At 62.0% G+C, this 24,561-nt stretch carries 18 protein-coding genes; 14 read left to right on the top strand and 4 right to left on the bottom strand.

Features of this window, described 5'->3' with window-relative positions; all coding sequences use genetic code 11:
• Positions 1 to 2: 2 nt before the first annotated feature.
• On the bottom strand, positions 3 to 2,303 hold the full coding sequence (locus ACHQGU_RS04935; RefSeq protein ID WP_395496051.1) for a ComEC/Rec2 family competence protein: 2,301 nt from the start codon (positions 2,301 to 2,303) through the stop codon (positions 3 to 5).
• Between the two features lie 38 nt (positions 2,304 to 2,341).
• On the opposite strand from ACHQGU_RS04935, the gene gltX reads away from it, so the two are divergent.
• The 10 genes from gltX (at position 2,342) to ACHQGU_RS04885 (ending at position 16,333) form a co-directional block, all read left to right on the top strand.
• The gene (gene gltX, locus ACHQGU_RS04930; RefSeq protein WP_395496050.1) at positions 2,342 to 3,748 is read left to right on the top strand and encodes a glutamate--tRNA ligase; all 1,407 of its coding nucleotides are present in this window, start codon (positions 2,342 to 2,344) and stop codon (positions 3,746 to 3,748) included.
• Complete coding sequence (locus tag ACHQGU_RS04925; RefSeq protein WP_062250595.1) at positions 3,741 to 4,682, top strand: aspartate carbamoyltransferase catalytic subunit; 942 nt, start codon at positions 3,741 to 3,743, stop codon at positions 4,680 to 4,682. Before gltX ends, ACHQGU_RS04925 begins: the two co-directional genes overlap by 8 nt.
• Positions 4,679 to 5,971, top strand: coding sequence for a dihydroorotase family protein (locus ACHQGU_RS04920; RefSeq protein WP_253554962.1), 1,293 nt, complete (start codon positions 4,679 to 4,681; stop codon positions 5,969 to 5,971). The genes ACHQGU_RS04925 and ACHQGU_RS04920 overlap by 4 nt, the downstream gene beginning before the upstream one ends.
• Positions 5,971 to 6,612 (top strand): glycerol-3-phosphate 1-O-acyltransferase PlsY, encoded by a 642-nt coding sequence (gene plsY, locus ACHQGU_RS04915; protein WP_043553204.1) that lies wholly within the window; start codon positions 5,971 to 5,973, stop codon positions 6,610 to 6,612. The genes ACHQGU_RS04920 and plsY overlap by 1 nt, the downstream gene beginning before the upstream one ends.
• Positions 6,609 to 7,955 carry a DNA-processing protein DprA gene (gene dprA, locus ACHQGU_RS04910; protein ID WP_395496049.1) on the top strand — a complete coding sequence of 449 codons (1,347 nt, stop codon included), beginning with the start codon at positions 6,609 to 6,611 and terminating at the stop codon, positions 7,953 to 7,955. The genes plsY and dprA overlap by 4 nt, the downstream gene beginning before the upstream one ends.
• 33 nt (positions 7,956 to 7,988) lie before the next feature.
• Positions 7,989 to 10,721 carry a type I DNA topoisomerase gene (gene topA / locus ACHQGU_RS04905; protein ID WP_062250588.1) on the top strand — a complete coding sequence of 911 codons (2,733 nt, stop codon included), beginning with the start codon at positions 7,989 to 7,991 and terminating at the stop codon, positions 10,719 to 10,721.
• Positions 10,722 to 10,724: 3 nt separating this feature from the next.
• Entirely contained in the window at positions 10,725 to 12,893 is a 2,169-nt protein-coding gene (locus ACHQGU_RS04900; protein WP_395496048.1) for a ribonuclease R family protein, read from the top strand.
• Positions 12,883 to 14,643, top strand: a complete 1,761-nt coding sequence (locus ACHQGU_RS04895) for a S41 family peptidase (RefSeq protein ID WP_395496047.1) — start codon at positions 12,883 to 12,885, stop codon at positions 14,641 to 14,643. Before ACHQGU_RS04900 ends, ACHQGU_RS04895 begins: the two co-directional genes overlap by 11 nt.
• The gene (locus ACHQGU_RS04890; RefSeq protein WP_395496046.1) at positions 14,643 to 14,981 is read left to right on the top strand and encodes a DUF1491 family protein; all 339 of its coding nucleotides are present in this window, start codon (positions 14,643 to 14,645) and stop codon (positions 14,979 to 14,981) included. Before ACHQGU_RS04895 ends, ACHQGU_RS04890 begins: the two co-directional genes overlap by 1 nt.
• 200 nt (positions 14,982 to 15,181) lie before the next feature.
• Positions 15,182 to 16,333, top strand: a complete 1,152-nt coding sequence (locus tag ACHQGU_RS04885) for an OmpA family protein (protein WP_062140704.1) — start codon at positions 15,182 to 15,184, stop codon at positions 16,331 to 16,333.
• Positions 16,334 to 16,518: 185 nt separating this feature from the next.
• Here ACHQGU_RS04885 and cysK read toward each other — a convergent pair whose 3' ends face one another.
• Positions 16,519 to 17,505 (bottom strand): cysteine synthase A, encoded by a 987-nt coding sequence (cysK, locus tag ACHQGU_RS04880; protein WP_062140702.1) that lies wholly within the window; start codon positions 17,503 to 17,505, stop codon positions 16,519 to 16,521.
• A gap of 149 nt (positions 17,506 to 17,654) precedes the next feature.
• On the opposite strand from cysK, the gene ACHQGU_RS04875 reads away from it, so the two are divergent.
• Positions 17,655 to 18,104 (top strand): Rrf2 family transcriptional regulator, encoded by a 450-nt coding sequence (locus ACHQGU_RS04875; RefSeq protein ID WP_062140700.1) that lies wholly within the window; start codon positions 17,655 to 17,657, stop codon positions 18,102 to 18,104.
• 138 nt (positions 18,105 to 18,242) lie between these two features.
• Here the strand turns inward: ACHQGU_RS04875 and ACHQGU_RS04870 are convergent, their stop codons facing one another.
• Positions 18,243 to 18,788, bottom strand: coding sequence for a hypothetical protein (locus ACHQGU_RS04870; RefSeq protein WP_395496045.1), 546 nt, complete (start codon positions 18,786 to 18,788; stop codon positions 18,243 to 18,245).
• Positions 18,789 to 19,238: 450 nt separating this feature from the next.
• Between ACHQGU_RS04870 and ACHQGU_RS04865 the strand changes: the two genes are divergently transcribed.
• The 3 genes from ACHQGU_RS04865 (at position 19,239) to ACHQGU_RS04855 (ending at position 22,877) form a co-directional block, all read left to right on the top strand.
• Entirely contained in the window at positions 19,239 to 19,778 is a 540-nt protein-coding gene (locus ACHQGU_RS04865; protein WP_062250578.1) for a hypothetical protein, read from the top strand.
• 110 nt (positions 19,779 to 19,888) lie between these two features.
• Positions 19,889 to 21,913, top strand: a complete 2,025-nt coding sequence (parE, locus tag ACHQGU_RS04860; protein WP_062140696.1) for a DNA topoisomerase IV subunit B — start codon at positions 19,889 to 19,891, stop codon at positions 21,911 to 21,913.
• A 61-nt stretch (positions 21,914 to 21,974) separates the two neighbouring features.
• Entirely contained in the window at positions 21,975 to 22,877 is a 903-nt protein-coding gene (locus ACHQGU_RS04855) for an EamA family transporter (protein WP_395496044.1), read from the top strand.
• A 46-nt stretch (positions 22,878 to 22,923) separates the two neighbouring features.
• Here the strand turns inward: ACHQGU_RS04855 and ACHQGU_RS04850 are convergent, their stop codons facing one another.
• Positions 22,924 to 24,441 (bottom strand): NuoM family protein, encoded by a 1,518-nt coding sequence (locus tag ACHQGU_RS04850; protein ID WP_395496043.1) that lies wholly within the window; start codon positions 24,439 to 24,441, stop codon positions 22,924 to 22,926.
• Positions 24,442 to 24,561 lie beyond the last annotated feature (120 nt).

Below are 24,561 nucleotides of genomic sequence, written 5' to 3'. Positions count from 1 at the left end.
TCTTATTCCTCCGGGGCCAGCGGCAACGTGGGCATGCCGTGGCCGCCGGGCTTCATCACCCACGGGCGCGCCCCCCGCACCTCACGATCTGACACCACCTGCACAGCATCCGGGCGCAGGTAAATTGCCTGCGCGCCCTCCCGCCATGCCGTGAACCGATCCAGTTTGCGCACACCGGGGCAGGACTGGCGCAAAGGCGCAGCGCTGATAACCAGATCCATCCCCGCACAGAACGAGTCGGGTAGCAGAGCCTCCCCATCGGACCGATCCCGCACCCTGAGCAGCACGGAACGCCCTTTCAGGCTGAGCAGGCACACATCCGGCACACCATCCTGCCCGCATGCCAGCGCGCCATCCGGCGTTTCTTCACCCTCCGCAGGGAACGGTTGCAGCGGCAATGCCAAAGCCTGCTGCCAGGCTGCGCGCACCAGAAACGCATCGCGTGATTGTCCACCCACCAGCAGCGCACGCCCATCCCGCACCGCCATCAGGCCCCCATCCGGACTGATCAGCAGGTCTGGCTGCGTGACAAAAAACGGGGAGAACACTCCCGCCAGAAGCGGCACCACTCCAGCAAGTCGCCACACCGGTCGCCACAGACACAGCCAGCACAACCCGAGCAACACAGCAGCCAGCCCCCATCCGGGCATATGCGGCACAAGCATGCGGGCAGCGGGCCAGTGCGCAATGCTGTAAGCCAGATGCAGCACAACCTGAATGCCCCAGCCCATCAGATGCAATGGCACGGCATCCAGATGCAGCGGCATCAGCACCAGAGCCAGCAGGCCCAGCGGCATGATCCATACAGCCATGAGCGGCACCGCAATCAGATTAGCCAGAATAAAAAACGGCTGCACTTCTCCAAAATGCGCCATCACGACAGGCAGCGTCGCAAGCCCCGCCAGAAGACTGGTCAACGTCAGGGTGACCAGATGCAACGTCAGCCAGCGCCGGAAACCGCGTCCTTCTTCCCGGAACCGGGCAAGATGCGGGCGTGCGACTTCATAGCCCGCAATCAGCGCCATGACGGCGGCAAAGGACATCTGGAAGGCAGCACCAAGAAGCTCCTGCGGCATGACCAGAAGCAAAACAGTCGCCGCCAGCGCCAGCCCGCGCATGGAAACCGCACGTCGCCCTGCCACCAGACCCAGCACAACAACCGCCGCCATCATCAGGCTACGGGTCGCGGGCAAATGCAGGCCGGTCAGCGCCACATAGGCCGCACCACCCAGCAACGCCAGCAGGGCAGACAGTTCCTTGCACGGCCAGCGCAACGCCGCCCACATCCATGCGGAAAAACTGATGCGGAACACGGCCATCAACACACCCAGCACAATGCCCAGATGCAACCCGGCCACCGCCAGCAGATGCGCCAGACCAGACGCGGCAAACTCTTCGCGCACGTCTCGCGGCACAGATGCGCCCTCACCCGTCAGCACCGTAGAGGCCACCGCGCCCGCAGGCCCCGGCAGAACCTGCCTGATCCGGGCGTCAGTCTGCTCCCGCAGTGGCTCCAGCCTTATGGACAAGCCTTGTTGAGACGCCACACAGGCCGCCAGATCGCCCTGCCCGTCAGCCTCAAAGCCCATACGCCTGTCATCAGCGCGCGCCTCAGAATCGGGCCGTCCACTCTGCCCCACCAGACCGCCATGAAACGACTGTTCATTTGAGCACGCCACCGGCTGCACCTTCCCCAGCGCCCGACCAGAACCCGCACTTCCGGCAAACCACGCCTCGCGCTGAAAATCCCGACCACCGGGAAAAGCCGGAAACGGCGGAGGCCGCAGCAAGGCCCGCACCTGCACTGCCGCACCGGGAGCCAGACTCGCGGGATCATCCGGGCGGAGCGTGATGCTGAGCGTGCGCTGCAAAGGCCGCATGTCGTGGTCAAGCGGCGTTGCGAATCTGGCCCCGGCCAGCACAACCCGACGCGCTCCGGCGGAATCTTCCGCGCCACGCGGCGGCAGGACCATAACGGACTGCACCGTGCCCGACACCACAACCGCCCGACGCGGCAGCTCCGGCAGGGGCGGCTGGCGATGCGCCGCACTCCACGCCGATACAAATCCCAGCGCCACCGCCACACAGGCCCCGCCTGCCAGACGCGCCCAGAGGGACAGCCAGCCAGCAACCAGAACCCCAAGGCCCAGCGCCAGCCCCGCCGCAGGTAGCCCCACGCCCCACAAAGCCCCCGGGTCCTGCGGAAGAAGAAAATAAACCAGCACGCCCAGCGCCATGCCGACCGGCGCCCACAGCACCAGTCGCCGTTGCTCAGCAAGAAGGGCAGCCGTCAGCAACGGCATATGGCTCCCCGCGTGTGTGCGTGATAAGGATGCGCCCCATGACGACGATCCGCACACGCTTTGCCCCGAGTCCGACCGGCCTGCTGCATATCGGCAACGCCCGCGCGGCCCTGTTCAACTTTCTTTTTGCCCGTCATCACGGCGGCGAATTCCTCCTGCGTATTGAGGATACCGACCGTGAACGGTCCACCCAACAGGCTGTCGATGTTATTTTCGACGGGCTGGCCTGGATGGGCATTACGGCAGATGAAAAACCTGTCTTCCAGTCCACCCGGCAGGACCGCCACACGCAAGTGGCGCTGGAACTGCTGGAAAAAGGTCTGGCCTACAAGTGCTATTGCACGCCTGAAGAGCTGAAGCAGATGCGTGAAGACGCAATGGCAAACGGCAAGCCGCCCCGGTACAACGGGATGTGGCGCGACCGTGACCCGTCCGAAGCCCCTGCCGGCGCACCTTATGCCGTGCGCATCAAAGCCCCGCGTGAGGGCGAAACTGTTATTGAAGATCTGGTTCAGGGCGAAGTCCGCGTGGCCAATGCCGAGCTGGATGACATGATCATTCTGCGCTCTGACGGCACCCCCACCTACCAGCACGCCGTGGTGGTGGATGACCATGACATGGACATCACCCACGTTATTCGCGGGGATGACCACCTGACAAACACCTTCCGTCAGGCCATGATCTACCGGGCCATGGGCTGGGATCTGCCGCGCTTTGCCCATCTGCCGCTCATCCACGGGCCGGATGGTGCCAAGCTGTCCAAACGTCACGGCGCACAGTCCGTTGTGGAATTCCGGGATGAAGGCTACCTGCCGGAAGCCCTGTGCAACTATCTGCTGCGTCTGGGCTGGGGCCACGGCGATGCGGAAATCCTCTCCCGTGAAGAACAGATCAAGCTGTTCGATCTTGACGGCGTGGGCCGCTCCCCCTCCCGCATGGATTACGCCAAGCTGCTGCACATCAACGCCGTCTGGATGCGTCAGGCTGATGATGAGCGTCTGACCAATGACGTGATGGACCGCCTGAAAGCCGTTGAGGGTGTGAGCACGGATAACACCGTCCGCGCCCGCGTTCTGGCCCTGATGCCCGGCCTGAAGGAGCGCGCCCGCACGCTGGTGGAACTGGCTGACAGCGCTGCCTTCCTTGGCCGCCACGTGCCGCTGAGCTTCAATGCCAAGGCAGAAAAAATCCTCACGCCGGAAGCCCGCACCATTCTGGGTGGTCTGGCGCGTGAACTGGCTGCTGTGGAAGACTTCACGCCGGAAAACATTGATGCCGCCCTGCGCCGCTTTGCGGAAGCTGGCGAGCACAAGCTCGGACAGGTTGCCCAGCCGGTGCGCGCTGCGGTGACAGGCTCCAACACCTCCCCGGGGATTGATGCCACGCTGGCGGCTCTGGGTAAGGATGAAACGCTCGCACGCATCGGAGCTGTTCTGCATGGCTAGCTTCCCCGGCCGTCACTCCCGGCATCTGCTCGGTCTGCAAGGCATGACGCCAGACCAGATTGAGCCGCTGCTTGATCTGGCCGAAAGCTATGCTCTGCTCAACCGCTCCCGCAAGGTGCCAAGAGACGTGCTGCGGGGCCGGACGCTGATTAACCTCTTTTTTGAGGACAGCACCCGGACCCGCACCTCTTTTGAGCTGGCAGGCAAGCGTCTGGGTGCGGATGTGATCAACATGTCCGTGGCGCAGTCCTCCGTAAACAAGGGGGAAACCCTGCTGGATACGGCGGCCACACTCAACGCCATGCAGGCCGACCTGCTGGTGGTGCGGCACTCCCAGTCCGGTGCGCCTGCCCTGCTGGCGCAAAAGGTGGAAGCGTGTGTGGTCAATGCGGGCGATGGCACGCATGAACACCCCACGCAGGCCCTGCTGGATGCCCTGACCATCCGCCGCCATTGCGGCGGGTTTGGGGGGCTGACGGTCGCTATTTGCGGGGATGTCGCCCATTCCCGCGTGGCGCGGTCTGATATCCATCTGCTCACCACCATGGGCTGCAAGGTGCGCGTGGTTGGCCCGCCAACGCTCGTGCCGGGTGGTTTTAAAAGCCTTGGCGTTGAGGTCTTCCATACGATGGAAGAAGGCCTGCGTGGCGTGGATGTGGTGATGATGCTGCGCCTGCAACGTGAGCGCATGTCGTCCGGGATGATCCCTAGTGCACGCGAATATTTCCGCTTTTACGGGCTGGACCAGCGGCGTCTGGCTCTGGCGAACAAGGACGCACTGGTCATGCACCCCGGCCCGATGAACCGGGGCGTGGAAATTGACAGTCTGGTGGCCGATTCCGACCAGAGCGTGATTCAGGAACAGGTCGAAATGGGCGTGGCTGTGCGTATGGCCGTGCTTGATCGGCTGACCCGCAGCAGGCATTCCGCATGAGCACTCTTCTTTTTGACAATGTCCGCCTGATAGACCCCGCCTCCGGGCTGGACCAGCCGGGCCGTCTGCTGGTGCGCAATGGCGAGATTGCCGGCACGGACAAAGCCGGAGCCGAAGGTGCGCCGGACAATGCTGAGGTGATTGACGGTCAGGGCGCTGTTCTGTGCCCCGGGCTTGTCGATATGCGCGTGGAAATTGGTGAACCGGGCCACGAATATCGTGAGACCATCGCCTCCGCGGCCCGCGCGGCCTCCGCTGGGGGCATCACCACCATTGCCGTGCTGCCCACCTGTGAACCCGCCATTGATAACCCCGCACTGGTCCGCCTGCTGCGTGGCCGCGGGGAAGAAACCGGGGCCATTACCATCCTCCCCTATGGCGCGCTGACCAAAGGCTGCAAAGGGCAGGAACTGGCGGAAATCGGCCTGCTGCATGAAGCCGGGGCCGTCGCCTTTACCGATGGGGCCCGCGCTATTGACCCTGCCCGCCTGATGCGTCTGGCGCTGTCCTACGCGGGCGGCTTTGGCGCTCTGGTTGTGCAGCACCCGGAAGACCCCTCTCTGGCTGGCTCCGGCTGCGCCACGGCAGGCGAACTGGCAACCCGCATGGGCCTGCCGGGCATTCCGCCCGTGGCAGAAGCCATCATGATTGCGCGGGATATTCGTCTGGCCGAACTCACCGGGGGCCGTCTGCATTTTGGGCATGTCTCCACGGGGGAAGGTGTCGAACTGATCCGTCAGGCGAAGGCCCGCGGATTGCGTGTGACGTGTGACACCGCACCGCATTATTTCGACCTGAACGAAAACGCGATTGGCGACTTCCGTACCTACGCCAAGTTCTCTCCGCCGCTGCGCTCGGAAGAAGACCGTCTGGCCATCTGCGCGGCACTGGCCGATGGCACGATTGACGCCATTGCGTCCGACCACCTGCCGCGTGACGCCGATGATAAACGCCTGCCGTTTGCACAGGCGGCCACAGGCGGCACAGGCATGGTCACGCTGCTGGGTGTCACGCTGGCACGAGTGCATGACGGCACGCTCACGCTGCCACAGGCCCTTGCCCTGCTGACGCATAAACCCTCCGCACTGCTGGGTGCTGCCTGCGGCACGCTGGCAACGGGGGCTGCGGCAGACCTCTGCCTGTTTGCGCCGGACCAGAGCTGGCTGGTGCAGGCTGGCAAACTGCCGGGCCGTGCGCAGAACACCCCCTTTGATGGCCGACCACTGGAAGGCCGTGTGCTGGGCACCTGGAAGGGCGGACGCCGCGTTTACGGAGCCTCCGCAGCATGATGTCCGACCTCCCCTCCTATGCGCTGTGGCTGCTCGCGGCCATGGCGTTCATGGGATACGTGCTGGGCAGTGTGCCGTTCGGCCTGATCCTGACCAATGTGGCCGGGGTGGGCGACCTGCGCAAAATTGGCTCCGGCAATATCGGGGCCACCAATGTGCTGCGCACGGGCCGGAAAGATCTGGCCGCCGCCACACTGGGGCTGGATGCGGCCAAAGGCGCGCTGGCTGTCATGATTGCGTGGATCATGACTCCGCCGGACTTTTCAGACCGGATTCTCGCCGTCACTGCGCTGGCTGTCGTGGTCGGGCATTGCTACCCGATCTTCCTCGGCTTTAAAGGCGGTAAGGGTGTTGCCACCGGGCTTGGTGCGCTGCTGGCCCTTTCCCCCATTACGGGGCTGATCGGCTGCGCGGCATGGCTGGGTGTCGCCAAGCTGACCCGCATTTCCTCCGCCGGGGCGCTGGCGGCTTTCATCATCATGCCGTTTGTTACGCTGGCTCTTTACGGGTTCAGTTTTCAGGCGTCCGGCAAGCCTATGGCCGTGCTGCTTATCAGCTTGCTGGTGCTCATGCGACATAGTGCGAATATTGGCCGCATCCTCAACGGCACCGAACCCCGGGTTCCTCCCAAACAAAAATGAACACGCTTGTCGCCTGCCTGCGTCTGGCCCGCACCGAGTCTGTGGGGCCACGCACATGGCGGCGGCTGCTCAGCCAGTATCACACAGCCGAGGCCGCGCTTGAGGCCTTACCCCGCCTGCCCCAGCGCGGGCGGGTGCCGCTGGTTATCCCCTCACAAGATAGTATTCTGCGGGAAATTGAAGCCACCTTGCACATGGGAGGCCGCATCCTCACGCTGCTGGATGCCGATTACCCCTTCCTTCTGAAAGAAATCCCCGACGCCCCGCCTGTTCTGAGCGTGCTGGGAGATATCGCCGCCCTCAGCAAACCCGGCATCGGCCTGATTGGCGCACGTAATGCATCGTCCTCCGGCCTGCGACTGGCGGAAAATCTGGCGACGGAACTGGTGGAAGCCGGTGTGTCGGTCGTCTCCGGTCTGGCACGCGGGATTGATACCGCCGCCCATAAAGGCGCCCTACACCGGCAAGGCCTGACGGTGGCCGCCATTGCCGGGGGACTGGACAAACCCTACCCGCTCCAGAACGCTCATCTGCAAGCCGAAATCGCGGAAAAAGGAGCTGTGGTGACGGAAGCGCCGCTCGGGACGGCGCCGCTCAACCGCCATTTTCCGCGCCGCAACCGGCTGATTGCCGGGATGACGCTTGGCTGTGTTGTGGTGGAAGCCGCCCCTAAATCCGGCTCGCTCATTACCGCCCGACTGGTGGGCGAGTATGGGCGGGAACTCTTCGCCGTCCCCGGTTCCCCGCTGGACCCGCGCTGCCGGGGCAGTAATGACCTGCTGCGCAACGGCGCGGTGCTGACAGAGACCGTCGCCGACATCCTGCCGCACCTGCCACCAGTGATGTTCCCGGAACCCTTGCGCACCGTCTCATCCCCATCACTTTTCCCGCAAGCCCCGCGTTTGCAGACCGTTCCGGACCGCCCGCGGACTCCGCCACACTCTTTTTCACTCAGCATTTCAGATGCGCCTGAAACAGAAGAAAAAGCGAACGCCGCCAGAGCCACACAGCTCGCATCCGGCAGAGCCACGGGAGACCCGCAAACTGGCGCTCTGCCGCCGTTGCAGCGTGTTTCCAGTCCCTCCGCCTCGTCCGTCCCCAGTTCCCCTTCTGTCACAACAAAACCACCCCCGCCCCTCGCAGAAACGTGTGAGACCGTGCGGGAAAAAGTGCTTGATCTGCTCTCCTTTACGCCCATAGCGGTTGACGATCTGGTTAGGCGCTGCCAGTTCTCAGCTTCCGCCGTCTTGACCGTGCTCACGGAACTTGAGCTTTCTGGCTGTCTGGACTCACTCCCCGGTGGGCGTGTTGTTCGTGCCGCCAGTCATGGCAAAAACGGCTGATCTAGGTGCTGCTTCCGGCAGGTCGGAGAGAGTATGACTGACGTTGTGGTGGTCGAATCGCCCGCAAAGGCGAAAACGATCAACAAATATCTGGGCGATAACTATACGGTGCTGGCCTCCTTTGGGCATGTGCGGGACCTCCCGCCCAAGGATGGCTCCGTGCGCCCGGACGAAGATTTTGCCATGTCCTGGCAGGCCGATGAGCGGGGCAACAAACAGGTTGCCGCCATCATCAAGGCTCTGAAAGGCGCCAAAACGCTCTATCTCGCCACTGACCCGGATCGTGAAGGGGAAGCAATTTCCTGGCACGTCCGCGCCATGCTGGAAGAAAAGAAAGCGCTGAAGGGGGTAGACGTCCAGCGCGTCACCTTCAACGAGATCACCAAAAGCGCCATCAAAACCGCCATGGCCCACCCGCGTGACCTCGATATGCCGCTGATTGAGGCGTATCTGGCCCGCCGTGCGCTGGATTATCTGGTAGGGTTCACGCTCTCCCCGGTTCTGTGGCGCAAGCTGCCCGGCTCCCGCAGTGCGGGCCGTGTGCAGTCCGTCGCCCTGCGGCTGATCTGTGAGCGGGAAGCCGAGATTGAGGTCTTCAAACCGCGTGAATACTGGACGGTGCAGGCAGCCCTTGCCACACCGGCTGGCGCGCCGTTTACCGCTCGCCTTACGCATCTGGATGGCAAAAAGCTCGACCAGTTTGATCTGAGCAACGAGGAACAGGCTGCCGCTGCCAAAAAGGCAGTGGAAGCGGAAAACCTGTCCGTTCAGTCGGTCGAACGCCGCAAGGTTCGCCGTAACCCGCAGCCGCCCTTCACCACGTCTACCTTGCAGCAGGAAGCCTCCCGCAAGCTGGGCATGGGCGCGCAGGTCACCATGCGGACGGCGCAGCAGCTTTATGAAGGCATTGATCTGGGCGGCGAGACCGTCGGTCTGATCACCTATATGCGAACCGACGGCGTGCAGATGGCCAAAGAGGCCATGTTCGCTATACGCGGCCATATCGGTAAACATATTGGCGAGGAGTATGTCCCCGCCCAGCCGCGTTTCTACAGCTCCAAAGCCAAGAACGCGCAGGAAGCGCATGAAGCCATCCGCCCGACGGATGTGTTCCGCACGCCTTCTTCCGTGGCCTCGCACCTCACCCCGGAACAGCGCCGCCTGTATGAACTGATCTGGAAGCGTGCTGTCGCCAGCCAGATGGAATCCGCAGCGCTTGATCAGGTTGCCGTCGATATCGCCGGCCCGTCCGGCAAGACGGTGCTGCGCGCCAACGGCTCCATCATTACCTTTGACGGCTTCCTGCGCCTCTACACCGAAGGTCGGGATGATAGCGACAAGCCTGCGGATGATGACTCCCGCATGCTGCCGCCCATGAAGGAAAAGGACCCGCTGAAGCGCGAAAGCGTTGCGGCGGACCAGCACTTCACGCAGCCGCCGCCGCGCTTCTCGGAAGCGTCTCTGGTCAAAAAGATGGAAGAAATCGGCATTGGTCGTCCTTCCACCTACGCCTCTATTCTGACCGTGCTGCGGGACCGCAATTACGTCACGCTGGAAAACCGCCGCTTCATCCCCGAAGCACGCGGGCGTCTGGTCACAGCATTCCTCGTCTCGTTCTTTGAGCGGTATGTGGACACCACCTTTACCGCCAGCCTTGAAGAGCTGCTGGACGATATTTCCGATGGCCGGGCCGAGTGGAAACACGTTCTGGCCAACTTCTGGGATGCGTTCTCCAAAGCGGTGTCGGACACCAAGGATCTGACCATTACCGACGTGCTGAACGCACTCGATAAGGATCTTGGGCCCTTCTTCTTCCCGCCGCGTGAGGACGGGTCTGACCCGCGCCACTGCACCGCCTGCGGCACGGGGCGTCTCGGCCTCAAGCTGGGCCGTTACGGGGCCTTTATTGGCTGCTCCAATTATCCGGAATGTTCCTTCACCCGCCGCCTGTCCTCCGACAGCGCGGAAGATGGCGATGGCGCAGCCCTGAAAGACGGCATGCGCGTACTGGGTCAGCATCCGGATACGGGTGAGGACATCACCGTGCGTCAGGGCCCGTATGGCCTGTATGTGCAGCAGGGCGAACCGGACCCGGCGGATAAGAAAGCCAAACCCAAACGTGCCTCGCTTCCCAAAGGCATGGATGGGGAAGCTATCACGCTGGATCAGGCTGTAGGCCTGCTCTCCCTCCCGCGCCTTGTCGGCCTGCACCCGGAAAGCGGTGAGCCGATTGAAGCGGGTCTGGGTCGCTTTGGCCCCTACGTGAAAATGGGCGCGATCTACGGCTCTCTCGATAAGGACGACGACGTTCTGACCATCGGGCTGAACCGCGCTGTGGATGCGCTGGCCAAAAAGCTGGCCTCCATCCGCAACATGGGCGTGCACCCCAAGGATGGTGAACCGGTTATGATCCGCAAGGGCCGCTTTGGTCCCTATGCGCAGCATGGCAATATGGTCGCCACCCTGCCGCGTGGCACGGATATGAACGAGGTCACGCTGGATGAGGCGGTGGCGCTGCTGGCTGAAAAGGGCAAACCCCTGAAAGCCAAAGCCGGGGCCAAAAAGAAAACCACGACCAAGACTGCCGCCAAAAAGACTGCAACCAAGGCCGAGCCAAAAACAGCCACCAAAAAGGCTGCCAGCAAGACCACAACGGCTGCGAAAAAAACGACCACCCGTAAAACGGCGGCCAAGAAAACCACGGCAGAAGATGGAGCTGAGGCTCCGGCCAAAAAGCCCGCCACACGGAAGAAAAAGGCGGACTGACCCGTGCAGAAAAGATCGGGGGCCGCAGCTCTGCCTGACCCTGCGGCCCTCCGGACTTTTCTGGAAGCAGACCGCATCCCCGTCTCTCCACCGGATATCCTGCGGGCCTTTGGCCTTCCCACGCACCTGAAAGCCGCCCTGCGGACGCATCTGCACGCCATGGCGGTTGCGGGAGATCTCGCCCTGCTGCCCCCCGGCAGACTGAAGGGCGTAACCGGCCTGCCGGAAACGGCCCGCGCCATCATCACCCGCATGGGGCGCGACGGCCTGCCGCTGGCCCATCTGCCGGATGACCCACGCGGCAGCACGGTTGCCCTCGTCACACCGCATCTGGACGGAAACCTGCTCATCCCCGGTGATGAGCTGATCCTCCGCCTGCGCCCTGCAACAGGCCGCACCCGGCGTGAAGGCCGCCCGATCCGCCTGCTCTCCACAGCCTCTCGCCAGATTGCCGCCGTCTTTCAGCCTGCGCGTCTAGCCCGTGAGGCGCACCCACCGTCTGAAGGAAAGCCGGACCAGTTAATCCCCTGTGACCGCAGGCTCACCCGATCTCTGGATGTCGTGCCGGATACCGCCTCCCCTCGCACAACACCCGGCGATGTTGTGCTGGCGGACCTCCTCCCCACGCAGGATGGACAGCCCCCGCAAGCCCGTATTCACGCCATTCTGGGGCCAGCCACCGCACCGGGCATGCCCGCCACCCTGAGTCTTCTCACGCACACCATCCCGACGAAATTTCCCGCAGAGGTGGAAGAAGAAGCGTGCCGGGTTGCTCAGCCACCTTCACGACCAGAATCCCCTGCGGCTCCCTCCGCAGCGTCCGCCGAAAGACGCACTGACCTGCGCTCCCTCCTGCTCGTCACCATTGATGACGCCACAGCGGAGGATTTTGACGATGCCATTTGGGCGGAACGGACGACGGATGGGTTCCGGCTGATTATCGCCATTGCTGATGTTGCGCATTATGTCGCGCCGGGCTCTGCGCTCGATGCCGAGGCCAGAAAACGGGGCAACTCGGTCTATCTGCCGGGCCGTGTGGTGCCCATGCTCCCGCCGGCCCTTTCCGCCGGGGTCTGCTCCCTCAAACCGGGGGAAGACCGGCTGTGCCTGTTTACCGAGCTTGAGATCACGCCCACCGGGCAGATCCGCTCCGGCAAACTGGGGCGCGGAATTATGCGCAGCGCGGCCCGCCTGACTTATCAGGACGTGCAGCAGGCACTGGAAAACGCCCCCACGCCAGATCAAACGGCCAGTCCACACCCCGACTTCAACAGCAGCCCGGCTCTTGCCCCGAACCCCGACCTCTCGGCTCTGCCGCCCAACCTCATCCTGACATTACAGGCCGCGGCTCTGGCGTTGCAGGCCGATGCCGCCGCCCGTGGCGTTCTGAGCCAGCCGGAAGAAGAGTATCGCGTCACGCTGGATGAAGCCGGTCAGCCCGCAGAGTTCAGCCTGAGGGAACGCCAGCCCGCGCATGATCTGGTGGCGTCGTTCATGATTGCCGCCAACCGTTTTGCAGCGGACGAGCTGATGCGACACAACGCGGCGGGACTGTTCCGCGTGCATCCGGCCCCACCGGCATCCTCCAGCGAACGCACAGGCGGCCCGCGTCTGCCGCCCCGCATGCAGGCGCGTTATGCGGCTTCACCCGGGCGCCACTATGGGTTGGCGCTGGAGCATTACGCGCATTTCACCAGCCCCATCCGCCGCTATGCAGACCTTGTGACGCACCGCGCCCTGCTGGCCACCCTTGAGCGGGACGCACGCATTGCAGCGTCCCTCCAGCCGGACAGATCAGACCTGCCTGCCCTGGCAGAACATCTGCAACTGACGGAACGCCGGGCCGCCTCTGCCGTTCAGACCTGTCAGGACAGACTTGCTGCCATTTTTCTGACCCCCTTTATCGGGCACACTCTCCAAGCTCATGTCACGGCCGCAACACGCTCAGGCATTGCCGTGACATTGACGAAAACAGGAACTCCGTCTTTCCTTTCGTTTCTCGCCTTGCCGGATGACTCAGGGATGCATGACGACTCGCTACCTATGCGCTCAGACCTCAGTTCAGGAACCCGTTTCCTGAACAGCGGCCTGCTGCCTGTCGTCCTGACAGCAACCCATCCAGCCCAGGGCACACTGACTCTGGCTCCGGCCCCCCTACGCCATGCCAGCTAGTACGGCCCGCCGCCTGTTCCCCCTGCCGTTGCGCCGTGCATTGCCCTGCATTCTCATCGCAACCTTGCTGGTCTCCCAGCCGGTGCCCCTGCGTGCGCAGAGCAACTCCCCCACGCCCGGCCCGGACAGCCTTCCCTCATCCCAGCCCGACGCCGCACAGCCTACCCCGGCCAAAGCAGAAGCTGCCGCCCAGGTCGATGTGCCTCCGGCCACCACGCCAGACGCGCCGGAGGCTGTGGAACCGGACAAACCGAGCGTCGATATGGGGCTGGTCCACTCGGTGATTGCTACGGCGCTGCAATTTCTGGCTCCCCGCACGCTGGAGGCTCACACCAGCCGGGACTTTACCTTATGGGGTCTGGGGTGCCTGACGGCGCTGGACCCCATGCTCACGCTTGACACACGTGGTGCTGATATTCGCCTGCTGGCCGGGCAGACCAGTCTGCTCTCTCAGGCCGCCCCGGCCGCAGGCAATACGGAAGACTGGGCCAGACTGGCCGTGGACTTTATCTCAGCAGCGCGCGCCCATTCCGAGTCTGTCGCGGATGCCAGCCGGGAAGATCTGGTTCAGGCGTTTTTTGATGAGCTATTTAACCATCTGGACCCGTACTCTCGCTATATCGGCCCCTCCTCCGCCACCACGGACCGTCAGGCCCGTGTGGGGGGTGAGGCAGATGCCGGGCTCAGCCTGACGCGCAAGGGGCGGGATATCGTGATCTCCGCCGTCAACGCCAACGGCCCTGCCTGGACCGCCACGGTTGATCCGGGTGACAAGCTGCTGGCAGTGAACAACAGGCTGACAGCCGGGCAATCGGTTGAAACCGTCACCAGCTGGCTGCGGGGGGAAGAAGACTCCCGCGTTACGCTGCGCCTGCTTTCTCCCGGGCAGCGGCGAGGCCATACCGTAGTGCTGCACCGCGCCAAAGTGCCGCCGGAAACCGTGTTTGCTTTTGCCAGCGGCCCGCTGGTGGTGCTGCGCGTGACCTCTTTCTCCTCCGATACGGCGGAAGAGATGAGCCAGTATCTCGATCAGGCGACGCAGGACCCCACCCTTAAAGGGCTGATTATTGACCTGCGCGGCAACCGCGGCGGCGTGCTGCAACAGGCCGTGACGGCTGCGGCCCTGCTGCTGGACCGGGGTGTTGCCGCCGTAACCGATGGGCGAGACCAGCAGGCCAACCATATCTGGGCCGTGCAGGGTGGCGACATGACCAACGGCCTGCCCATTGCCATTCTGGTGGATGGGCGCACGGCCAGTGCTGCGGAAATTCTGGCGGCTGCCCTCGCGGACCATCGCCGCGCGGTGGTGATTGGCAGTTCCACGCTCGGCAAGGGACTGGTACAAACCGTCGCGCAGCTGCCGGATGAAGGCGAACTGTTTGTGACATGGAGCCGCGTGATTGCGCCCCTCCACTGGCCGCTGCAGGGCCTCGGCGTCATGCCCCAGCTCTGCACCAGCCTTGGGGAGACGGAAATGACACGCCAGATGCATGAGCTTGCTGCAGGCACGCTGGAGAATCAGCCAGCAGTCGAGGCCTCCCGTCTTGCCCGCTTCCCGCTGCCGGTCTCGCGCATTCTGGCCATCCGCAAGGCCTGCCCGGCGGCACTGGGGAGCGACCGGGATCTGGAAGTTGCCCGCGCCGTGCTGCAAAATCCCAAATGGTATAAGACCGCCATTGCCGCCATGCCGGAAGATTCTGCGTCTGTCTCTGCTTCAGCCTCTGCCTCTGCCGCTTCGGTCACGCACTAATGACCACCCTGCGTCTGCGCTCCGATATTGTGGCCCGTGCCCTGCTCCGCCAGTGCGGACAGGATGGGCGATCTGCCATGATGCTCCGGCGGGGTGATGCCGATGCTGGCGGGATTCTGGTTGTTCTGCTGGGGCGGGATGGCACAGCCATGGTCCTCAGCCAGACCCGCACAGCCGAAGGTGAGGCCGCATGGCTTAAAGGCTCGGGAGAAAACCCGCTCTCACCCGAAGACACACAGGCCTATATTGGCCGGCAACTTCGCTACGATCCGGATTTATGGGTTCTGGAAGTGGAAGCGCCGGACTTCAGACCTCCGTTTGAAGCAACGCTGGTCTGACAATACTTAACGGTGTGTGACTTATGTCACACGCCTGACACGCTGATTCCCCTCAAAACAGGGGTGTTTTTGAAAACAGTTTCCACAAGCTGTTGCACACAAGGCCAGTTTACAGCAAAGAAGGCAGGCATATGTGCCACGTGCACCAAGACCACAATGCCCGGCCACTGCGGAAACAGTGCCACAGCAGGGAGAAGAACATGACGCTGCGCCAAGGCCTCCTCGCGCAATCACTGCTTTCTGCACCGTTGGTGGCAGGTTTCCTGCTGTGTGCCGCGCCTGCCATGGCTCAGCCTGTTCAGGGCCTGTATATTGCGGGCGAAGGCGGCGCGACCTTCAACCAGGACCAGCGCGTCCGCACTTCCAACATGTTCCCGGACGGACGTGACCGCTGGCGCACCGGTGCAACCGGAATCGGCTCTATCGGCTATGGTCTGGGCAACGGGTTCCGTGTGGAAGTGGAAGGCGACTACCGCAACCAGACGTATCAGCGGTTTGTGACCAACTCCCTCACCAGCCGTGCTGATGGCCGCCGCCAGACTTATGGTGTGATGGCCAACGCGCTGTTTGACATGGATGTCGGCAACCCGTTCATCTTCCCGTATTTTGGCGCGGGTGTTGGTTATGGCTGGACGGCCATGAACACCTCCATCACGGCACCGGGAAACCAGCTTTCCCAGCATGTGGGCGGCACGTTCGGTAATTTTGCCTATCAGGGTATTTTCGGTGTCGCCTTCCCCACGCCGTGGGTCGTAGGGCTGTCCTTCACAGCGGAATATCGCTTCTGGACCATGCTTGGCCCGCAGTCTCACGGCTCTTCTGCATGGGGTACCATCGGCGGGGCCAACCAGTCCAAGTCCTACAGCTTTGCCACGGGCAATCGTGACACCAAGACGGATTTCAACCATTCCCTGATGCTGGGCCTGCGATATGAGTTCAACCCAGCTCCGCCGCCGCCGCCGAAGATCGCGGAACCCGCAGCTGCTCCGGCTCCGCAGCCAGCCCGCAGCTATCTGGTGTTTTTTGACTGGGACAAGTCTGACCTGTCAGACCGCGCCCGCTCCATTGTGGCTGTAGCCGCACAGGCCACTACCCATACCAGCCTCACCCGCATTCTGGTCTCCGGCTATACGGATAACTCTTCCGCCTTCCCCGGCCAGAAACGTGGCGAAGCTTACAACGTGAAGCTGTCCATCCGCCGTGCGGAAATGGTGAAGGCCGAACTGGTGCGTGATGGCGTACCGGGGGCCACTATCGATATTCATGGCTATGGTGAAGAAAATCCGCTGGTCAAAACGGGCCCCAACACCAAGGAAGCCCAGAACCGTCGCGTAGAAATTCTCTTCCGCTAAGCAACGCGGACGGAAATCCTGTCAGGCAAGCTGAAAAGCACCCTGATAGGCTTCCTCGCTCTCCAATAAAAAACGCTGCCCGGCATCAAGCTGGAGCAGCGTTTTTTTATTGGCTCAGCTCTGGCGCCGTCTGCCGTGCCCGCCCGAGAGCAGGCCTGCCTGACGCCGCAGCGCTTACCGAACCTTTAGAGCCCGGAGAACAGAGACGTAGACAGGTAGCGTTCTGCAAAGGACGGCGCGATGGCAACAATCGTCTTGCCTTCAGACTCCGGCTTTTTGGCTACCTGAAGCGCGGCATGCAGGGCCGCCCCGGAAGAAATCCCCACCGGAATACCATCCAGCCGCGCACAACGGCGTGCCGCAGCAATAGCTTCGCGCTCAGAGACGGGAATCACCCCATCCAGCAGCTTCGTATTCAGCGTGGCCGGGCAGAAACCGGGACCAATGCCCTGAATACCGTGTGGGCCGGGTTCATCCCCATTCAGAATGGCGCTTTCGGTCGGTTCCACACCAAACACCTGCAAGCCTTTGCGGCGGGGCTTCAGGGCTTCGGCAATGCCCGTGGCCGTGCCACCTGTGCCGACACCGGCAACTACAGCATCAATCTGGCCATCTGTATCAATCCAGATTTCTTCTGCCGTCGTGGCGGCGTGCACAGCCGGGTTGGCGGGGTTATCAAACTGGTCCGGCATCCAGGCATCCGGCGTTTCCCGCAGGATTTCTCCCGCGCGGGCAATAGCCCCCGCCATCCCCAGACGAGCCGGCGTCAGTTCCACCTGCGCATCCATCAGCCGCAGCATGCGCCGCCGTTCAATGGATGCCCCTTCCGGCATGGTGACAATCAGCCGATACCCACGCGCCGCGGCGACAAACGCCAGAGAGATGCCTGTATTACCGGATGTCGGCTCCACCAGCACCGTGCGGCCGGGCGTAATGCGCCCTTCCCGCTCGGCTTCCAGCACCATGGCTGCGCCGATGCGATCCTTGACGGAACCCAGCGGATTAAAAAATTCCAGCTTGAGTAAAAGGCGGCATTTCAGCTCTTCGTCCCGCGAGAGGTGCGGGAGGGCCACCAGAGGCGTTCCACCAACGACGCCGAGAACCGAGTCGTACACCTTGCCGCGTGGTGCAGCAAAGCCGTAACCACCCCCGGATTTATCCGAACTTGTCATGAACCTGCCTTTTCTGTGTGTTTTCTCACGTGGCTCTTTTATAATACGAATTATCAGCGTAGATAAACAGGAGAACGCCTGCTATATCTCGATGTCATTCATGTTTAACGGCAGATTTGCCTTTTTCTGAGGTGAAAGGAACCAGACCCATGATCCTGCGTCGGGACAGAGCTATGACAGCCGTGCTCATCATGCTGGATGTCGCCTTTCATGCAGGCCGCTCCGGCACGGTCAGTGCTGCTGATATTGCCGAACGCTCCGCTCTGGCGCGGCGTGGAATTGAGCCGCTGTTGCAGGCCCTTTCACGCACCGGGCTGCTGGAAAGCATTCGCGGGCCGCGCGGTGGCTACCGTCTGGGTCGCCCCCGGCGGGATATTTCTCTGGTCGATATCATCAATGCGGTCACGCAGGATGACAATAACGGGGATGATGGCCCGCAAGGTCCGCTGTTCAGCAAGGTGATCGAACCGTGCTGGAAGCAGTTCGACAAAGATCTGACGGCCCAGATGAAGAAAACCACGCTGGATGATCTGGTTAAAAAGACGGAGAGCTGTGGTCTCAAGCGCCCGCTGAGCGAACCGATTACCTTCTCCATCTGATTTCTGGGGGCATACAACCTGCCCCAAACAAAAAACGCGCTGCCCCGAAAATACCGGGGACAGCGCGTTTTTTATGAAAATCGTCTCAAAAAAAAGCAGCGCCCCCATCAACCGGGAGACGCTGCGCACATCAGAGACTTATTTCTTGTGGCTCACTACACGACGGCGGGTCGTAGTGGCCTTTTTAGCGGTCGTTTTCGTTTCCGCAGCTTTGGTTTCTACCGGAGCGGTAGGCCTGGGTAGAACAACGCCGGTGGCGTCAACCTGCGCCGTGACCGTCAGGCGGGTGCGTTTTTCACCCGGGCCCGGCACCAGAATAGCCGTGAACGTATCCTGACCGGCATAAGCCATGGTCGGCGTGTAGGTCACGTGGGTATCGTTATCCAGGCTATACAGGAACGCCTTACCGTGTTCCGGAGCAGGAGAAACACCGAAGGAGGCATAGGCCTTCCCGTTGTCCTGAGAGACCTTGAGGTCACACAGGCCATCGTCCGAACGCACCGTCATGGTGGTGCTCAGGCTGCCATCAGCGGCCTTTTTCAGCGGCGTGGTCTGGCAGACCGCAGATTTCTTCATATACCCAAACGGGTTGGGAGACCCGGAGTTAACTGGCCCACCTGTAGTCGCACAGCCGGCAAGCATACCACCAGTTAGCGCCAAAACGGCAATTCCTCGCAAGCGCACTCGACAGCTCCGCTTCACTATTTATTAAGTACACATGAACCTTCTGCGCACTCTATTGCGGGCAAATAGGGCAAACTTATGCCCACTTCCCGCTGTGCCGCATGATTCGTCTTTGCGTTTAGAACATACTGAGGAAGGAAGAAAGGGGAATAAAGAGCATCTCCCCGCACGGCTGCCTCGCTTTTGAAAAAGCGACATCATTTTGCCCGAAATTAAGAGTTTGGAAGACCACACTGTGTCATCCCCGTGTTCCGGCCTGCCTGAATGTGATGAGACCTCCAGCATGCTGTAATGCTGAGACGCGGTATGAAAAAATACTTCTATCTTTCTCTGCTGAATACGCTATTTCGTTCATCAAACCTTGTCGAAAACCGTTTCATACGCTGAGCCTGCCGGGGAGACCTTGATGTGAAGAGGCACGCCCGCTCCAGCTTGTATCGGAGGACCCGCATGTCTTTTTCCCGTTTTCTTGCCGCTGGTGCCGTTGCTTTTGGTGTGCTGCACAGCACCGTAACGCTTGCTGCCACCCCGTGCGGCCACTCCCCGGCGCATGAAGCGTTCGATATTCAGGCTCTGAAAAGTGAGCTGATGGTCACGGCTCTCTCCTGCAACGCGCAGGACCGTTACAATGCGTTTGTCGGCAAGTTCCGCTCCACGCTGCTGAATGAAGAGCAGAAGCTCAACACCTATTTCCGCAGCACCTACGGCAGCAGCGCCCAGCGTGAACATGATGATTACATCACGCAGCTGGCCAATATTCAGTCTGAAAAAGGCCTTCAGTCCGGCACCATCTTCTGCATGCAGCGCATTGCCATGTTTGACGAAGTGAATGCTCTGGAAAGTTCTGAAGATCTGGCCAACTATACGGAAGCCAAGGACGTCACCCAGCCGGCCTCTTTTGAAACCTGCGCAGCCCCTGCGGCCTCCCATTCGGCCCGCCCGGCACGCCGCGCAACAAAAGCCAAAGCAAAAACGACGCATCGCGCCTGAGGCATTTAGCCTTGCGACGGATGGTATTGCAGTTCAGGCCCGGCCATCCGTCGCCCTTCCAGATCAGGCCTGCTTGACGAATCAGCGACAAAGCGGGACAGACCATATCCATGAGCGACCTGTTTTCTGCGCCCCCGCCTTCCCGCAAGCCTGCGGGAAAAACTGCGACCAAAGCTGAGACCAGCCCCCAGGCCTATGACGCCAGCGCCATTGAGGTTCTGGAAGGGCTTGAGCCTGTCCGCCGCCGCCCCGGCATGTATATCGGTGGCACGGATGAGGGCGCCCTGCATCACCTCGCCGCCGAAGTGCTGGATAACGCGATGGATGAAGCCGTGGCAGGCCATGCCTCGGCCATTGATGTGCGGCTGGACCCGGAAAATCGTCTGACCATTCGGGATAACGGACGCGGTATTCCCGTGGATGCGCATCCGCGCTTCCCCGACCGCTCTGCGCTGGAAGTCATTCTCACCACCCTGCATGCTGGCGGCAAATTCTCCGGCAAGGCCTATGCCACCTCCGGCGGTCTGCACGGAGTCGGGTCTTCCGTGGTGAACGCCCTCTCCTCCCGCATGGATGTGGAAATTGCGCGGGACCGCGCCATCTGGCGTCAGGCCTATGAGCGCGGCAAGCCCGTTACGGCGCTGGAAAAGGTTGGCCCCACGCAAAACCGGCGCGGCACCCAGATTACATTCCAGCCGGATACGCTCATTTTCGGCTCGCACGTTTTTGTGCCGTCCCGACTCTACAAGCTGTGCCGGTCCAAGGCCTTCCTGTTCCGGGGCGTGACCATTCGCTGGTCCTGTGATCCGTCTCTGATCAAGACGGGGGATGACACCCCGACAGAAGCCACGCTGCATTTCCCCGGCGGTCTGGCCGACAGCCTGACGGATGAACTCGGTGCCTCCGCGCCGCTGCTCACCCCGCTCTGGGCCGGTGATGCCAACCTGCCGCCAGCAGCCGATGGTACGGATAATGGCCGCGTGGAATGGGCTGTCGCTTTTCTGGAAAGCGGCACCGCAGCCCTCGCCTCCTATTGTAATACGATCCCCACGCCGCAGGGCGGCACGCATGAGACGGGCTTCCGTAACGCGCTGGTCAAAGGCCTGCGGGCATGGGGGGATCAGCGGTCCAACAAAAAAGCCGCCTCCATCACGGCGGAAGACGTGCTGGGCATGATTGCCGCCAAGCTCTCCGTCTTTATCCGGGACCCGCAGTTTCAGGGGCAGACCAAGGAAAAGCTGACTTCCTCCGAAGCCAGCAAACTGGTGGAAACCGCGCTGCGGGATCGGTTTGACCACTGGCTGGCCCAGAACCCGCCGCAGGCCGATGCCCTGCTCGGTTTTGTGATTGAGCGGGCCGAAGAACGTCTGCGCCGCCGTGAGCAGAAAGACACGCCGCGTAAAAGTGCAACACGCCGCCTGCGTCTGCCGGGCAAGCTGACCGACTGCACGCGCGAACGCGCCGAAGAGACTGAAATCTTTCTGGTGGAGGGTGACTCCGCCGGTGGGTCCGCCAAGCAGGCCCGTAACCGGGAAACGCAGGCCGTCCTCCCTCTGCGCGGGAAAATTCTGAACGTGGCCAGTGCCACCACGGAAAAACTCCGCGCCAATCAGGAACTGCGGGATCTGATTGAAGCCCTCGGCTGCGGTTCGGGCGACCGGTTTGAACTGAGCAAGCTGCGCTATGGCCGCGTCATCATCATGACCGATGCTGACGTGGACGGCGCGCATATTGCCTCGCTGCTCATGACGTTCTTCTACCGTGAGCTGCCGGATCTGATCCGCAACGGGCGGCTCTATCTGGCGCAGCCACCGCTTTACCGGCTGACGCAGGGGGCACACACCGTCTATGCGATGGATGATGCTGACCGTGAGCGCAAAATGAAAACCGCCTTCAAGGCGCGGGGCAAGATTGATGTCTCCCGCTTTAAAGGTCTGGGCGAAATGCCTCCGGGTGACCTGAAAGAAACCACCATGGATCCCAAACGCCGCACGCTGCTGCGCGTAGTGGCCCTGCCGGAAGATCGGCTGGCCACGCGGGAGAGGGTGGAAAGCCTGATGGGCCGTAAGCCGGAACTCCGCTTTGCCTTCATTCAGGAACACGCTCAGTCTGTTGGTGAACTGCTGGATGTATGATCCAGCCCCCTTTTTCTAACATCATGTTCGGCATGCTCCGGACTCATGGACACGCCTGAGCATGCCTGCTTCCTTTGCCAACAGCCCTCTTAAGGAACGCGTGCTTGCGCTAACCCAGCTGGTCGGCAGCATGATCTGCCTCCAGTTTGGCTCATCTCTGGCTAAATCTCTGTTCCCGCTTTTTGGGGCTGGGGGCATGGTTGGCCTGCGCACGGCGTTTGCGGCCGTCGCGCTGGTTGTGTTTTTCCGCAGCTGGCATGCCATCTCACGCCGCACCCTTCGGCTTGTCCTGCCTTACGGCATTGCCATTGCCGGGATGAACCTGTGCTTCTATCTGGCTCTGGAACGTATTCCGCTGGGCATGACCGTCGCCATTGAATTTACCGGCCCGCTGTTTCTGGCCTTTATTGGCTCCCGCAGGCTGGCTGACATCGGCTGGATTACCCTCACAGTGCTGGGCCTGTGCCTGCTGCTGAAACCGGATACGGCCGCTCTGCCGGATATGGTGGGCGTTGGGTATGCCGTGGGGGCAGCTATCTTCTGGGCGCTCTACATCGTTTTTGGCAAACGCATGACCGGCAAGCTTTCCCCGGGCCACGCCTGCGCTCTGGGCCTGTTGTCCAGCGCCGTCATCCTGTTCCTGCCCTGCTTCACCCCGGCGTTCCTGATCGGCCTGAACCACCCGCTCCTGCTGGGCATGGCAGTGCTGGTGGCACTGAGCTCCTCCGCGCTGCCTTACGCGCTGGAAATGCAGGCCATGCACCGCCTTTCCGCGCGGGATCTGGGCGTGCTGTATAGTCTGGAACCTGTCTGTGCGGCCTGTGCGGGGATTCTGCTACTCCACGAAACCCTTTCCCCCCTGCGCATGGGCGGCATTTTGTGCATTGTGCTGGCCTCTGCGGGCACAGTGCTAACGCCGGGCAAAAAAGGCCCGCCAAACGAGCAGCCAGAATTGCCACAGTAAAACTGCCGCCACCAGCGGCGGAAAGGCCCGGTCTAAAAGACCCGTTTTACCGGGCCGCCAAATGCACCGTGGCGTCTGGCAGAGAGGCCGTAGCTGTGAGAGCGCCATGATGCATGGCCTGCATCACTACGGGGTCAAACAGGCGGGTAAAGCTGCCTGGGTGAATGCCCATCCAGAGTGTGACAAGCGCCAGCGGAGCAAGCACCGCCATTTCCCCCACACTCAGGTCACGCAGCAGATGCACAGCCCCCTGCACGCCGCCAAACAGCACCCGGCGATACAGGGAGAGCATATACACCGCCCCCATAATCATGGTGCCTCCGGCCAGCAGCGCGACCCAGAATGAGACGTGAATCGCCCCCATCAGCACCAGCACCTCACCCACAAAGGAGCCGGTGCCGGGCAGGCCGATATTGGCCATGGTAAACAGCATGGTCAGCAGAGCCAGCACCGGCATTTGCCGCGCCACACCACCCAAAGCAGAAATCTGCTGCGTGTCCGACCGCAGGGCGACCGCTGAGACACAGAAGAACAGTGCAGCAATCACCACGCCATGCGAGAGCATCTGGAAAATAGCGCCATCAATGCCTTCTGCCGTCAGCGTGAACAGCCCCACCGCAATCATGCCCATGTGGGAGAAGGAGGAATAGGCGATCACCCGCTTCATATCCGTCTGCGCAAAGGCGACAAAAGCGGCATAGAGAATCGCCACCACACCCAGCGCCAGCACGTAAGGTGCGAACAGATGGGCGGCATCCGGGAACATCAGCACCCCAAACCGCAGCAGACCATACGCCCCGGTTTTGGACAACACGCCGGAGAGCATGGCGGAGGCCGGAGCCGGTGCTTCGGAATACGCATCCGGCAGCCAGGCATGCAGAGGGAACAGCGGAAGCTTCACGCCAAACGCCAGCAGGAAAGCCAGCAGAAGCCAGCCTTGCAGGGAATGGGAAAAGCCTGCCTGCATGAGTACCGGAATATCCGTGGTGCCTGCCTGCTGCCACATCACGATCAGAGCGATAAGCATGAACAGCGAGCCGCCGAACGTGAACAGGAAAAACTGCAATGAGGCCCATGCCCGCTTGGGGCCGCCCCAGATGCCGATCATCAAACTCGCGGGGATCAGCGTTGCTTCATAAAACACATAGAACAGCAGCAGGTCCTGCGCAGAAAACAGGCCGAAGAGGGCCGTTTCCAGCAACAACATAGCCGCTACAAACTCCCGTGCCTGCGTGCGGATGCTGCGCGCCCCCGCGGCCATGGCCAGCGGGGTAAGAAACGCTGTGAGCAGGATAAACACCAGCGAGATGCCATCCACCCCGGTATGGTAGGAGATCCCGGCATCCGAGACCCAGCCCATCCGGGTTTCAAACTGCAGGCCCGGTGTTGCGGGGTTAAAACCGCACCACAGTGCCACGCTCAGCGCCAGAACGGCCAGACTGGTCCCCAGCCCGATCCGCCGGGCCAGAAGGTCCTGCGCCTCCCCTCCCCGACAAAAAAGCCAGGCTACCAGCGCACCCGCCAGTGGGACATAAGTTATCAGAGACAGCAGAGCATGGGGCACAGCGTTTTTACCATCCAGATTGCATCACTTCATTCTGACCCTGCTCTCTTTTAGAAAGAGAAACCAGAGAAGTGCTGTTCACGTTCCGCAGAGCACACGCCAATACTCTGTGAGAACCTG

Source organism: Acetobacter sp. KSO5 (assembly GCF_044094635.1).
GTDB lineage: Bacteria > Pseudomonadota > Alphaproteobacteria > Acetobacterales > Acetobacteraceae > Acetobacter > Acetobacter cerevisiae.
The sequence above is the reverse complement of the archived record's forward strand: the minus strand, read 5'-3'. Positions and strand labels throughout refer to the sequence as shown.